This window comes from Streptomyces sp. NPDC030798, assembly GCF_055572275.1.
In genome coordinates this window covers 1-14,028 of the sequence record NZ_JBVIDR010000015.1, presented here as the reverse complement: position 1 = coordinate 14,028, position 14,028 = coordinate 1, and the positions used below count along the sequence as shown (strand labels likewise).

The 14,028-nt window shown below is 66.3% G+C and carries 7 protein-coding genes; 1 reads left to right on the top strand and 6 read right to left on the bottom strand.

The window, feature by feature from the left end; genetic code table 11:
* Window positions 1-139 precede the first annotated feature (139 nt).
* Both ACZ404_RS29480 and ACZ404_RS29475 read right to left on the bottom strand, forming a co-directional pair.
* Window positions 140-2,251, bottom strand: coding sequence for a SpoIIE family protein phosphatase (locus tag ACZ404_RS29480; RefSeq protein WP_468445088.1), 2,112 nt, complete (start codon window positions 2,249-2,251; stop codon window positions 140-142).
* A gap of 139 nt (window positions 2,252-2,390) precedes the next feature.
* Entirely contained in the window at window positions 2,391-2,909 is a 519-nt protein-coding gene (locus ACZ404_RS29475; RefSeq protein WP_468445428.1) for a helix-turn-helix domain-containing protein, read from the bottom strand.
* A gap of 595 nt (window positions 2,910-3,504) precedes the next feature.
* On the opposite strand from ACZ404_RS29475, the gene ACZ404_RS29470 reads away from it, so the two are divergent.
* Entirely contained in the window at window positions 3,505-4,080 is a 576-nt protein-coding gene (locus tag ACZ404_RS29470) for an ATP-binding protein (RefSeq protein WP_468445086.1), read from the top strand.
* A 1,181-nt stretch (window positions 4,081-5,261) separates the two neighbouring features.
* Here the strand turns inward: ACZ404_RS29470 and ACZ404_RS29465 are convergent.
* The 4 genes from ACZ404_RS29465 to ACZ404_RS29450 all read right to left on the bottom strand — a co-directional run bounded on the left by ACZ404_RS29465 (window position 5,262) and on the right by ACZ404_RS29450 (window position 13,495).
* Window positions 5,262-6,713, bottom strand: coding sequence for a cellulose binding domain-containing protein (locus ACZ404_RS29465; protein WP_468445082.1), 1,452 nt, complete (start codon window positions 6,711-6,713; stop codon window positions 5,262-5,264).
* A 146-nt stretch (window positions 6,714-6,859) separates the two neighbouring features.
* The gene (locus ACZ404_RS29460; protein ID WP_468445080.1) at window positions 6,860-7,771 is read right to left on the bottom strand and encodes a glycoside hydrolase family 16 protein; all 912 of its coding nucleotides are present in this window, start codon (window positions 7,769-7,771) and stop codon (window positions 6,860-6,862) included.
* A gap of 617 nt (window positions 7,772-8,388) precedes the next feature.
* Complete coding sequence (locus ACZ404_RS29455) at window positions 8,389-10,056, bottom strand: transglycosylase domain-containing protein (protein WP_468445078.1); 1,668 nt, start codon at window positions 10,054-10,056, stop codon at window positions 8,389-8,391.
* Window positions 10,057-12,487: 2,431 nt separating this feature from the next.
* A complete protein-coding gene (locus tag ACZ404_RS29450; RefSeq protein ID WP_468445076.1) occupies window positions 12,488-13,495 on the bottom strand; it encodes a glycoside hydrolase family 16 protein in 1,008 nt (335 codons plus the stop codon).
* Window positions 13,496-14,028 lie beyond the last annotated feature (533 nt).

The window sequence follows — 14,028 nt, the reverse complement described above, 5'->3', positions numbered from 1 at the left end:
CGCTCGGCTTGTGGTCGAGTATGTGCCAGCCGTAGCGGGCTGGGCTTCCGATAGGGCTGTCCACGGTACGCGATCATCTCCGTGATCGAGTGAGAATGGCACTGTGTGTCAGCGGCGAGAGCCCGCGATGTAAGAGGCCTCAGGCCGGCGCGCCTGGGAGTGGATGTTCAGCCCAGATGGTTTTCCCGATGTGCGTGTGCCGGCTGCCCCATCGCTGGGTCAGTTGGGCGACGAGCATCAGCCCGCGGCCGCCTTCGTCAAAGACGCGTGCGCGTCGCAAATGGGGTGCGGCGCTACCGGAGTCGGAGACCTCGCAGATGAGTGCGCTGTCGCGGATCAGCCGCAGCTCGATGGGCGGACGACCATAGCGGATGGCATTGGTGACAAGTTCACTGACGATCAGCTCGATGGTGAACACAGCGTCCGTAAGGCGCCAGGCGGTCAATTGCCTGCGGGTCAACTCGCGGGCATGTGCGACGATCGCCGGGTCAGCAGGCAGGTCCCAACTGGCGATCCGGTGCGCGTCCAGTGCTCGCGTGCGGGCGAGCAACAGAGCGACGTCGTCGGTGCTGCAGCCTGTCATCAGCGTGTGCAGCGCCTGGTCGCAGATTTCCTCCAGAGGGCGGTCGGGCTCGGCGAGGACCTCCTTGAGCAGGGCATACCCGTCGTCGAGGTCGCGGCCGCGGGCTTCGACCAGACCGTTGGTGAACAGGGCAAGAAGGCTGCCCTCCGGCACCTCGAATTCCGCAGCCTCGAAGGGCAGCCCGCCGAGCCCCAGCGGGGGTCCGGCAGGCAGGTCGACCACGTCGGCAGTGCCCCCCGGCAGGACCAGGACCGGCCCCGGATGACCGGCCCGGGCCATTGAACAGCACTGGGTGACCGGGTCATACACCGCGTAGAGACAGGTGGCGCCCGTCATGCCCTGCTGCTCGCCGTCCTGCGGGGCCTGTTCACGCTCCAGGCTCAGTACCAGGTCGTCAAGATGGGTGAGCAGCTCGTCGGGCGGAAGATCAACGTCGGCGAGGGTTCGCACCGCTGTGCGTAGTCTTCCCATGGTGGCTGATGCGTGGACACCGTGGCCCACCACGTCGCCCACCACCAAGGCTGCTCGTGCCCCGGACAACGGGATGACGTCGAACCAGTCACCCCCTATGCCGACGCTGGATGCCGCCGGCAGGTAGCGGGAGGCGACTGCCAGCGCTTCCGGACCGGGGCCGTGCCCTGGCAGCAGGCTGCGCTGGAGCGCCATTGCGGTGGAGCGTTCGCGCGTGTACCGGCGTGCGTTGTCCACGCAGACCGCAGCCCGGCGTCCGAGCTCCTCTGCCAGCAGCAGGTCGTCTTCGCTGAAAGGATCCCGCGTCTGGTGGCGACAGAACTGCGCCACGCCCAGGGTGATACCGCGAGCCCGTAGTGGGACCACCATCATCGAGTGGATCCCGAAGGCCCGGACCTTGCGTACCCTTTCCGGGCTGTCCGCTCCCCACCACGCCAGGGTGGCCTCGTCGACCACATGCCGGTAGCCCCTGCCGACAGCCACAACATCTCCGATCGGGGAATCCGGCTGGTAGGTGTGCACCTCGCCGACGGGGACAGCCGTCTCGGGACTACCCGGCAACACAGAGCTGAGTGCTACGCGCCGGAAGACCACGAGATCACCCATCTGGGCCGGCTCCACCTCTCCTCCATGGAGGACCTCCTCGAGTAGATCCACCACGACGAAATCAGCAAAGTGGTCTGTGCCGACCCAGGCCAGCTCTTCCACCGTCCGACTCAAATCGAGAGTGGTGCCGATCCGCAGACTCGCTTCGTTGAGGACGCTCAGCCGCTCGCGGGCCAGGAACTGCTCGGTGGTATCCATCGCAGCCAGACACATGCCCTGGACACTGCCTTCCGGATCCTTCACCGGATACAAGGTGACCAGGTAGGCGTGGGGCCGCGGCTCACCGGGCCCTCGCGTATACGCCTCGAAAGCCACAGTCTCTCCGGTGCGCAGCACCGATTCTGTGGCCTCGTCGATGCCTTCGAGGCCGTCCATGCGTCGGCCAGGTTCGTACTCACCCGGCCTCAGGTCCATCAGCTCGTGCTCCGGCCGCCCCAACACGCGTTGCATTGCTTCGTTGACCGTACGCCGCAATCCCCGACGATCGAAGATCGACATCGGGAGTGTGAGCTGCTCGAGCGCCCACTGCTTGAGCATCGCCGTCTCTGGTTCTTGGCGATTGCCCCGGCGCGGCATGCTCGGCGGCTGCATAATGCAATTTTACCAGGACGGAAGTACATTCTCGTCTTCACTGCGGGCCTCGTCCCAGCCACGGAGCTGGTTCGTAGCCAGCTGTACGAGCTCTTGGTTCCGCGCGTCCGCTGCAGCGGTTTCGTCAGCGCCTACGTTCTCACTCGCTTACGACGCACGAAATCCGTCTTACCCGTTGGGCTCGCGGAGCGATCGTCGCATCAGAGGGAGGGGGCCACATGCACAACGCGATTGCCCGGCAGTGAAGCCCCGACGCCCTCGCGGCCGCGCCTCCCGATAACCCGCTCCGCTGGATGCCCTGTGCAGATTCGGCCTGCCACGCAAGGGCAAGCTGGGTGCGGTTTTGGCAGCCCGTTATTCGCAAAGCGCTGGTGAGGTGCTTTTTTACCGTATCGACGGAGACATGGAGGGTGCAGGCCACTTCTACATTGCTCATCCCTTGAGATACCAGTGCGACAACCTCGGCCTGACGAAGCGACAACCCGCTCAGGGCAGTCTGCTTAGGTGCGGGTTCCAGGAGCCGGGCGGTAAGATTACCAAGATGCCTGCCGAGCAGTCTTGCGATGGCGAGATCCCGTTGACCGAACACACCTGATTCCTCATCGAGAATTCCGATTACGGCAGTCAGTTCTGCGGAGCTGTGAGCCAATACGGCCATCTTGGAATATATGCCTCCCCGGAACAGGAAGTTATCAAGATAGTCGCGGAGGTTGGGTCGCGTCAGGGGCGGCAACTGATCCAGAGAAACCACTCCACTCCTGAGTATTCTTTGTATCGACGCAGGCCGAGTGAAAGGGTCATCGGGCCTGTACCTGTCCAGATACGGCTCAAGCATCCTTTCTATATGACCGAGGATGACGGCAGACCTGTCCGAGAAGCACAGCTCGGGAGTGCGACCGACAAAGAATGTAACATTCTGATACCCTAGATATCGGGCAATTCCTTCCAGCGTGGCGAAGCGAAGCTCGCGAAGCGTGGAGGCCCGCTCACAGCCTTCCAAAACACACAGCACTCCATTCAGGTCCCGGCTGCTCAGCCACCCGGAATCTTGCAGTGCCGCATCATGCTCCGCCACTCACTCATCGTCCCACAGTCCGGGCCGACGGCCCAGGCCCAGCTGGAACCCCGAAGCCGGACCAGCCGCCCAGAGTCGCGTGGCACACAGACTCCACCTTTGGGCCATCGCCCAGCGCCCCCGCTCGGCCCTACCGTCTCCATACACAGGCGACTATGAGTTGAGTCGAGGTCCAAAGATGGAATTCAACCAAGTCCAGGTCACCAAGACCGAAGACCGCATAGGTGGTCACCGGGGGCCCGCCGACGTACTCAGCCACACAGCGGCATCCGTTCCGGCTGCACGCCCCGCCAGCGGGCCGGCGCCAGGACCCTGGTCCCTGGCTCTACCTGTCGGGGCGGCCGTATATTCCTTGGATTCCTGCAGCGCCGCAGTCCCGCTTGCGCGGTCCTTCATACGGCACCAGACGTCGCACTGGAATCTGGGTGCTGCGGTTACCGACGACGCCTCCCTGGTCGTCACGGAGCTGGTCACCAATGCTGTCCAGCACAGCGGTAGCGACGACGTCACCGTCTCTCTCTTCCAGGGCTGCACCTTCCTGTGGGTCCACGTGGCTGACCACGGCTGCTGGCGAGACTGCGTTGCCCCACCGGCCGAGCAGATCTGGGAGCGAGGGCGCGGCCTGGCTCTGGTCGCCGCCGTTGCCAGCGCGTACGACCGCCACAGCACAAGCGCCGGTACCCGTATCTGGGCAGCCCTGGCCAAAGACACGCCACAGCGTCGCCCCCGGCCGGTCGCTCTCTGTCAGCGGTGACGGGACCCGTCGCCGCTGGCACTGCAACATCGTGCCGACACACCGCTTTGACCGACCCTCTCGCACCGGCCTCGGCCCCCGAGCCACTGTCAGCAGCAGGCTGACGCCATGCAGGCTGCCGAAGGCGCCGGAAGATCATGATCCACAGCACCCGAGGCCAGTGCCACTGCGTGTGTGTGGCTCGGGAGGTGGTTGCGGGCGTCGTATGCGTCGACCGAGGCGATGGTCTGGCCGACGGCGATTGGACGGCGTAGACGCGGTAAGCGGTGCCGGGCACCGTGACCACGTCAGCCGTGACCACGTCAGCCGTGACCCCGCGACCGTCCCGGAACGTCATGGTGGCGTGGGCCACGGCGGGCTCCGAGTGAGCCACAAACAGCCGGTTGCCGGAAGTCCCCTTCTCCGTCTTCCCCCACAGACCCGCGCGCATCGTCGCGTCGTCCCCAGCGCCACTGACGACCTGGCAGTCGGCAAACGGATCAGTCGGGTGACCTTCCGGCTCCCCCTCAAACATGATCTTCGTGCAGAGCAGACTGCGCCCCTTCGGAGCCGACACGTGCGGCAGCACATCGGGATCGGACGGCGGCGTGAAGCCCTTGAGGAAGGTGGCGTCGCGGATGAGGCAACACGGCGGACTCGCGGACCATGGAAGCGCCGTCGTGCCGGTGGCGGTTGGATGCGGTCGCGGCCGCAGTGGCGATACCACCACCGCCATACCTGCGGCGGCAGCAATCGCGAGGTTTTTGACCTGTGTCGTGGACACAGTTCTCCTTCGATGGGTCGGGCAGGGAACGAGCTGCGCCTCTCCGCCCTCCAATACTCCGTTTTCGGCTGCAGGGTTGCATCGCCTCACCGGTTGTTCAGCTGAGCGCTAACCTATCTGCAATGGTTGCCCGTTCAGCAGCGGTCAGTAGAGGCGGGAGCGTTCTCACAATGCAGGAGGCAGCCCAGGAAAGGACGTGAGGCCATGGCAGATGGCAGCCGATCCTCGGGCCGCCATCACGACTTACGTCTACCCGCGCCGGGACTTTGGGGTAGATGGTTGTCGAGGCGCTGCAGCAACCACGTAGCGCCGTATCCCCTCCCGGGCCCTGCGCGGCACGAAGAGTCAGGAGCGCGGCGGCCCGGCCGCCAGGCGGCGACGGGGGCCGCGCCTCGTAACGTCGCACCGTCGTCGCGGTTCAGCTCTGACAGCGGTGACCGTTGACGGCGATGTACTTGGGCGCTGGGTTGTAGGTGCTTGAGGTGCCTTGGTAGCCCAGCGGGAGCGTGGCGCCGGCCGCGACAGTGCCGTCGTAGTGAGCAGGGGTTACCAGGACCGTATCACCGTCCTGGGTGAATTCACCGTTCCACATGGTGGTTACGCGCTGGCCGCCGGTGTACGTCCACTGCACCTTCCAGTCGCTCATCGTTACCTGCGGCATGATGTGAACTTCGGCCTGGAACCCGCCGGCCCACTGTTTGACCAACCTGTAGCTGGCCCTGCAGTGGACGTCCGGTCCCTTCGTCGAGCCCGCCGAAACGGACGGCGACACGGGGCTCATGACAGGCATGGGAGCGCCAGCCATGCGGGGGGCGGAGGGGCTGGCGGCATAGGATGCGCCGCTGGTCACCGACTCGGTCGGGCTTCCGATTGGGGGTACCTGTGGCACGACGGCGCTGACCGATGGGTCTGTCCCGCGGTCCCCGGCCGTCCCCTGGTCCGATGCGGGCGTCGACTCCCATGGTGCGCTGGTGAGGAGGCCGACCATCCCCAGCGCAACCAGCAGGACGACAGCGCCGGACCAGGCCGGTCGTTCCCGAAGGAGGGCCTGCCACCCCGCTGCCCTGCGCCGCCGTTCCAGGTACGCCGGCCCGCCTTGGTGCCGCCTAGCGCCGATCTGGCGTCGGTCCAGGTATGTCTCCCCGCCCCAGCCCAAGACAGCCGTGACCAGAACACTGGGCAGGTCGTCGGACACCCTCAGGCACACGGCGGTCTCGGCGCACCGCGCGCACCCTGCCAGATGCTGCTGCAAGTCATCGGGGGATCGCTCGTCCGGCGACCGCGTCACCGCTTCCAGCAGCCCCAGGTAGCCGCGGCACTGTTCGTGCGACTCCGCCACGTCGACCGCGCGCACCCACAGGCAGCGCTGACGGAATGCGGCTTTGACACGCGCGACCTCCCGTTCACGGTTCGGCGCCCAGGTGCCGACTCCGGCGTCACTCCGGGTATTCAGGCCCTCGACCAGCGCCACCCAGAGCAGTTCCGCGTCCTCCGGCGCCATCCGCTGCAACGCCCGCAGCGCCAGCGGCTGCTGTCCCGGTGCAGAGGACAGCGCCGACCGCTCACACAGCCATCCGCTCAGCTCGGTGCTGAGCAACTCGCCCTGCCCTTGTGCCAACCATCCGTCCGCCGTCTCGAGCGCCGCCATGAGCAGCAGCGGCAGCCAGGGCAGTTGCTCGCCCTGACGCCGCCATTCGACGGCCAGGGAGAACGCCTCATCCGCCAGTTGCTCGGCCTCCGCGTAACCCGTGGTGCACAGGCGGGCGTAGCACAGGACCGCTTCCCGGTAATCCTCCAGGAACGCTCCTTCAAACCCGTCCTCGGGCGTGGACGGCTGCGGCGGCGCCTGAGGGAATGGCTGGTCGGTCATGAAAGAACTCATTCCGGAATCTCCCCACGGCGTTACGGGGATGACGCTGGTATGTGGTGAGGGACGCCGCTGGAGGGGAGCATCCCCCCAACGGCTGCGGGCGGGGACTTGGCACGGCGGATGCCGGCGAGGCGATGAGGCGGGTGTCAGCCGGTGGCGCTCGAGACAGACACGTAGTCCACCTTCATGGGAGCGCCTGAGACGGTGCCGGAGGTGGGCGTGGCAGCCAGGCCATTGGAGAGCTGGTTGGGGAAGCTGCCGCCCATGGCGAGGTTCAGCAGGATGAAGTCGCCGTGGTTGGTCGCCGAGTTCCAGGTGGCGGCATCCATCTGGTCCGAGGTCACGGTGTGGTAGAGCACGCCGTCGACGTACCAGCGCAGCTGCTGGGGACTGGTGGAGCGGTCCCACTCGAAGCTGTAGGTGTGGAAGTTGCCGGCGCAGGCCGTGTTCGGGCAGGCGCGACCCCCTCCGAGGCCGCTGGTCTCGTTGCACGGGCCGCCAGGGTCGACGCCGCAATGCAGGGTGCCGAACACCTTGTTCAGGCCGTTGACGTTCTCCATCACGTCGAACTCGCCCCCGCCGGGCCAGTTCCGGGGGTTGTCGCGTACAGAGGCGCCCAGAGCCCAGAAGGCAGGCCAGTAGCCTTGAGCGGCCTCACCCGTCACGTTCGGCAGCTGGATGCGGGCCTCGATACGCAGCTTTCCCCCGGCCGGCGGCTGGAAGTCGCTGCGGCGGGTCTCTATGCGGGCGGACGTCCACCGGCCGTCCCAGAGCTTGACCGGGGTGATCACCAGATTGCCCTGGCCGTCTTCCTGGAGGTTGCCTGCGTTCCACGTGTACGTCTCGACCTCGCCAGTGCCCCAGTTGGCGGGGCCTCCGGGATAGCTCGTGCCGCTGTCGATGATCCAGTCGCTGCTGGATGGCGGAGCTCCCGCCGGACCGGAGAAGTCGTCGCTCCACACCCGGTGCCAGCCGCCGGCCGGGTTCGGCTCGGAGGCGTTGGCGGAGCCGTACAGCCCGAAGCCGAGCAGGGCGAGGCCGGTCAGAGATCCGACCACGGCCGTGCATCGGCCACGAGCCTTTCTGGTGTGCTTGTTGGGCATGGAAGGGTGGCCTCCGGTGCGGGAAGGAAGGTGGGGATTGCGTGAGATTCGGCCATTCGCGGATTGGCGGAAATTCGTCCCCGCCACTCTGACGTTCGCTGCCCGAGCGGTCAAGGCCTGTGCTTGAAAACGCTCTCAAACTGCAGACTCCAGCCCAGGTCTTCACGCAGGCGACAGATGTCCGGCGAGGAACGGCGAACCTCTACCGACGTCGCCCACGTTCCTGAAGCACGCAGACGCATGTGGCTTCGGCATCGCCGCTCCCCCGGCGCCAACGCATCCACAACGGCGCATGAACGAGGCGGACAGTCGCTGACAGGGGCCATGGCCGGGGCTGCGTTCCGTTAGGTTCACGGTCAGGGGTCATGCCATAGCGGCGAAACGAGCACTTGGCACTCCAGCTCGGTGGCTGCGCCCCCCTCGAACCGCACGCACAGGACGATGCGGTCGGCGCAGCCGGCATCTTCACAGGGCCCACGGCCGATCACCTCCGCAACGTTTCCAGACCGGAGACCTCGTCAACTGCCCGGAGGCCACCTGGCGGCCAAGGAGGTGGCCTACGAGGAGACGCCCTAATGCTCTGGCGCCTGAACCCCGACAACTCTGTCCTGGAACGCCTGCCTGACCTTGTCGGGCAGACCCCCGCCGGTGACGTACTTCCGTCCTGCGGCACCGACGAGTGAGTGGGCCTTCGGTCCCGGCTTCAGGTCCTCGCCGTCGCGGAACACTGCGACTGCCGTGACCATGGTGGGAGTGACGCCGACCGACCATGCAGCGCTGTCGTGCAGGTACTCGGCGGTGAATCCGGTACCGGAAGGAGACGACATGAGGACGGCACCGGACAACATGGCCAGACGCGCCCAACCTCTGTCGATCGCCGCCACGGTGGTCATGTGAGAACGGAAGAGTACTTCGGCGCCGTCCGTCACTTGCGTGACCAGATGGGATCTCACATGATCGCCGCTGTTGGCGATGGTTCCGTATGCGCTTGCAACGTCAAGGACATGCGGGGCAACGTCGCCGGTGAGCATGGTGCCCGCCGAGGTCATCCCCAGGGCGTCCTTGGGAATGCCCATCTTTGCGAGTCTGGTCCGGATTCCGGGGACCGCCTTCTTGATGGACGCCGTGTCGAGGGCGGTACTGTCGGGCGAATAAACCCTGGCAATAAAATCTTGGGGCAAGCGGAGTCCCGGATTGTGTTTCTGCTCGTCCAGGACGGCAGCGCCTGTCAGTGGCTTGAGGATGCGGCCCGTGGGTACAGCTGCCTGCGTCGCGTCGTTCAGTTGCCGTTCGGCGAAGTCACGGCCGCCGTAGAGGGCGACGATGGCACCATCCGACGGGCGAACTGCGGCAAGGCCCACACGGACATCGGCGTCGACAGCCCTGCGCGGTGACAGCTGTGAGAGGAGTTGCTTCTGCACCGTCTGGACGGCAGCTTGCTGCGCGGACCGTTGCAAGGTGGTGCGGACCCGCAGCCCGCCCGTGGCGATCTGCTGGTCGGAGATGCCTTGGGCGATCAGCTCGCTTTCCACGGCCGCCAGGAGATAAGGCTTCTGGTCGCCCTTCGTCCCGTACTGCTGCAACGGTCGCAGCGTGGGGAAGGCCAGCTTCCCGGCCTGGCCGGGAGACAGCCAGCCTGAGGAGACCATACCGTCGACCACGTAGTGCCAGCGGGCCTTGATTGTCGCAAGGACGTTCGGATGCGCCACCGGGTCGTACGTGCTCGGTGACTGGATGATGGCGCCCAGATACGCGGCCTGACTGACGTCCAGGGCGCTCACATCCCGACCGAAGTACGCCTGTGCTGCCGCCTCGATGCCGTAGGCGCCCCTACCGAAGTAGATGGAGTTCAGGTACCCCTCAAGGACTTGGTCCTTGCTCCACTCCTGATCGAGCTTCTCGGCGATGAACAGTTCCGACAGCTTACGGGTCAGCGTCCTGGAGCTGCTCAGGTACGCGTTCTTCACATACTGCTGAGTGATGGTGGAACCGCCCTCGAGCGGCTTGCCCGACACATCCGCCCACACCGCTCGCGCCATGCCCTGTGGAGAGATACCGGGCTCATCGTAGAAGCCCCGGTCCTCTGCGGCCAGCACTGCGTGACGGACGGTGAGCGGCACCTGGCTGAGCGGGACACTACGTCGGCTGGTGACACCCAGAGTGCCCAGGACGGATCCGTCGGCATACGTCACGACAGTAGCCTGAGCGGTGATGTCCTTGCCGGGCTCGGGGATCTCCACACACTGGTAGATCACAAGACATACGGCCGCCAGAACGAGAACGGCGCCGGTGACGAGCCCGCTCAGAAGCCCCAGCGAAGGTATCCAGCGACGTATACCCCGTTTGCCGCCGCGTGGATAGTCGACGAACCTGCGCCGCGGTGAGCGACGCCGGCGGCGGAAGGCCGCGTTGCCTCGCGGCGAGGCATCACCATGCTGGTCGTTTCCCCTGCTCGGCTCCGGTGTTTTCGGGCCGCTGTTGCCGCGAGCCCGCTGCGATCTTAAGTGCATCATTTGTCGGCCTTCTTTCGCGAGTTGGACTTGACGGTGCACCGACCGGTGTCGTTGGAGATGAGGGATACGGCGGGCTCTGCATCCGGCTGCTATTTGGCATGCACCCAACATGTGAGGCGGTGGCTTCGCTCGCGGGACTGGCTGCCGTCTCGAGGACCTGCGACGGTCCGCCGCATCCCTGCTGCGCAGCTGTACGTGCCGCTTCCACTTGCGGACTGTCCGCTCGCAAACCGCGGTTACGAGCACACTGCGAGGCGGACACCTCCCGCGCCTTTCCCTCCGGAAGCATCGGGTGTCGTGCCACGTCTACTCACTCTCATTCGATGGCACGCGGCGCACAGCCGCAGTCCGCGGCGCGGAGCACGGCGGATGCCGAGGTCGCTGCGGCCGCACACCGTTGTGGGGCCGACGAGGAACCAAGACATGCGGGCCCCGTCTACAGATACGCAGTTGTCAGCGCTGAGGGATGCATGTGATCCCTCCTGCAGGCGATGACCACTCGAGCAACCGCCCAACGCCCCCCTCTCTCAACCGACTCAAGAGGTCCTCTCGTCTCTTCTGGACCATTCGGGGCGGAACGCCGGGAGCAGGCCAACGCGGGGTCAGCGAGGCGATGACGCTGTAGCAAGCCGCCGGCTCCAACCTGTTCAGCCGTAGGCCGGCTTCGCACGCCGGCGGCATCCCTGATCGGCGCCCAACGTCATTGGGCCGTCAGTCAGGAGGCGGTGGTACCGGCGTGCTATGGGTCGGTCGGCCTTGCCGCATCGCGCGGCGGAGAGCGCCCTTCTCCCCTACCAGCGCGTTTCGGCTCATGGACGAAACCTGGCTCGCTCCCGGTCTGGACGGAATCCCGCACGCGCGAGGGGTATGAACGGCGGTGCCGTCTCGCGGCGGGTCCGAAGCCGTGCGGACGAGGTTCAGTCCGCGAGCAGTCGTCCTTTCGGCGCCCTCCCGCTAGTCGCCTCTCGGCAGGCACGCCGGCGTGGTTGGCCGCATCTAGAACTGATTCACCCAGCACCGCGTCGACCACATCGTCGTCGCAACCCGGCGATCGGGCTGCGACGCCGCAGCGCGTTCGCTACTCGGCGGGGGCTCCCCGAAGACGGCCCGGGCCGTCATCCAGCGGGCCCGGGCCACCTCCTGCGCCGCTTCCTAGGCGACTTCAGTCATCCGGCGGGCAGGACGCCAGACGAGATATGGCCGAGCGCCCCAGGTGAGAACCGCCTCGGCGATCAGTACGCCAAGGCGGTCGCCGGAGTGATCCAACTGCTCAGCTGCGTAGTGGCAGTGCTCGCAGCTCGCGATGTGGTTCTGCAGATCAGGAACAAGGTGAGTGCCTCCGCGCTGGACGGAGGCATCCAGCAGCCGGCTGAACCGCAGACACCTCTCGTCCGGAGCCAGTTCGCGGTGTGCTGCAACGCACGCGTGTCGGAAGAGAGCACGGGAGGACTCCAGCCTGTCCGGAGCCGTCTCCGGGGAGAGTCCGAGGAGGACGGCCGGTGCCTCCACCTCCTCAGCCTCGACCTCAACGTGCCACAACAGGCAGCGAGCGGGCTCCGGCAGCCGCTGGAAGGCGTGGTGGGCCAGTCGGCGGTTCTCCGGGGTGGACGGGTGGGCGCCGGCCCGCCGGTAACGGGAGTGAAGATCCGGGTGGAGGCAGGCGCCGCGCCCAGGGTCCTGAGCCCAGTCCGCGACGACACGGTGCACGGCGGCGAGAAGCTCGGGGCGCCAGGCGGCCTTGGGCCCTGCCATCCGTTGCGCGTCGACGAAAACCCGGGTGAACGCGGACGCGGTGAGGACTCCTGCGGCAGTACCCGGCACGGTGCACAGCTCGGCGTACTCGAAGACGGGTCGCCCGTGTCGGGCCGCAGTTCTTCATGAAACCACGGAGCTGGCTCCCTGCCCGGGGTACTTCTCAATTGACCCGACAGGCTCTCGTCCGAGCGGTCGATACGATGGAGGAATGGGGGCGTATTCCCCTTCGGCGCATCCCACACCGCGTGTTCCTTTCACCTTGGTGTCATGTGCTGTGACTCTGCGAGAGTCGCCGCGCTCCGACTGTCCCTGGGTCGTTCCGACGGCCCCCCGCCGTCCGAGGCGGCCTCAGCCCCGGCCAGGAACGTGACCAAGCCTGGCCGGGGGCGGTTGGTGTCGCTGCTCAGGCCGCTGGGCTGCTGTTGGAGGTGGTGCTCGTGGTCCTGCCGTCCGAGCTGGAGACGGACACGTAGTCCACGAGCATGGGCACGCCGGACTTGGTCGCCGAGCTGGGGGTTGTGTGTCCGGCAACGGGGTCGGGGAAGGCGCCGCCCATGGCCAGGTTCAGCAGCAGGTAGTGTCCCTGACCGGTCGCCGCGTCCCAAGTGGCCTCGTCGATCTGTGATTCGTTCACGGAGTGGTACTGCACCCCGTCGACGTACCAGCGCAGTTCCTGCGGGGAGACGCTGCGGTCCCACTCGAAGGCGTAGGTGTGGAAGTTGCCCGCGCAGGATGAGTCGGGGCAGGAGCGGCTTTCGCCGAGGCCAGTGGTCTCGTTGCAGGGGCCGCCGGGATCTGTGCCGCAATGCAGGGTGCCGGACACTTTGTTGGCTCCGTTGGCATTCTCCATGATGTCGAACTCCCCGATGCTCGGCCAGTTCGTGAAGTTCCCGCGGAAGGCACCGCCCAGGGTCCAGAAGGCCGGCCAGTACCCGTCGGCCGCATCACCGGTGACGTCGGGGATCTGAATCCGGCTCTCGATGCGCAGCTTGCCTCCGGCTGGGGGTTCGAAGTCGTTGCGCTTGGTCTCGATGCGGCCGGAGGTCCAGTTGCCCTCCGCATCCTCGATCGGGGTGATCTTGAGGTTTCCGTTTCCGTCCTGCTGAAGGTTGGCGGTGTCCGAGGTGTACGTCTCGACCTCGCCGGTGCCCCAGTGAGCTGCACCGCCCGGGTAGCTGGTGCCTGTGTCGATGATCCAGTTGTCGCTCGACGGCAAGGTGCCGGCCGCACCGGAGAAGCCGTCGCTCCACACGAGGTGCCACCCGTCGGGAGCCGAGGGCTCGTCGGCACTTGCAAAGCTGTACAGGCCGCCGCCGAGCAGGACCAGTCCGCTCAGTGCCCCGAGCGCGGCCCTGAGCGGTTGACGGGAGCGGCGGGCGTGTCGACGACGGGTGAAGTGCTTGCGGTACATCAAGAGATGACCTCCACGAGAGGGGAACGGGAGGTGCGACTCCGGGACCAGGAGACAACGACTCCCACGAAATACTCGCGTCGCTGTGGTGAGCCACTGTGGACCCGCGTGGTTGAAGTCGTCAACAGTTAATACTGAGAGCGCTCCCGAAAACACAGGATGTTCAATTTGTGAACGTAAGCTGAGCGACTTTCACCTTTGGCTGCGTCTCCCCGGTGGTGTAAGGGCCGTTCCCGGATGCATGAGTAGGAGTGCCGTGGAGGTGCGTGGCTGATCGAACGACGTATGGGGCGATCCTTGACCTGCCCGGTGCGGGACAGCACAATGTGGCCACTCTTGAGAGCGTTCTCAGGTTGAATCGTATACAGTTCGAGGAGGCCCCCATGGCCGGGGTACGACGCCACGACGAGGACCACATATCCGCCAACCGCCCAGGTCCGAAGATGTCCCGCCGGACGCTCATCGGAACCGGCACCGCCGTCGCGGCACTGTCAGTCCTGGGCACCGGCGCGGCACGGGCGACCTCCACCGCA

Coding starts and splice junctions, on each gene's coding strand:
- ACZ404_RS29480 (WP_468445088.1), bottom strand. CDS start 2,251: ATGCAGCCGCCGAGCATGCCGCGCCGGGGCAATCGCCAAGAACCAGAG.
- ACZ404_RS29475 (WP_468445428.1), bottom strand. CDS start 2,909: ATGGCCGTATTGGCTCACAGCTCCGCAGAACTGACTGCCGTAATCGGA.
- ACZ404_RS29470 (WP_468445086.1), top strand. CDS start 3,505: ATGGAATTCAACCAAGTCCAGGTCACCAAGACCGAAGACCGCATAGGT.
- ACZ404_RS29465 (WP_468445082.1), bottom strand. CDS start 6,713: ATGACCGACCAGCCATTCCCTCAGGCGCCGCCGCAGCCGTCCACGCCC.
- ACZ404_RS29450 (WP_468445076.1), bottom strand. CDS start 13,495: ATGTACCGCAAGCACTTCACCCGTCGTCGACACGCCCGCCGCTCCCGT.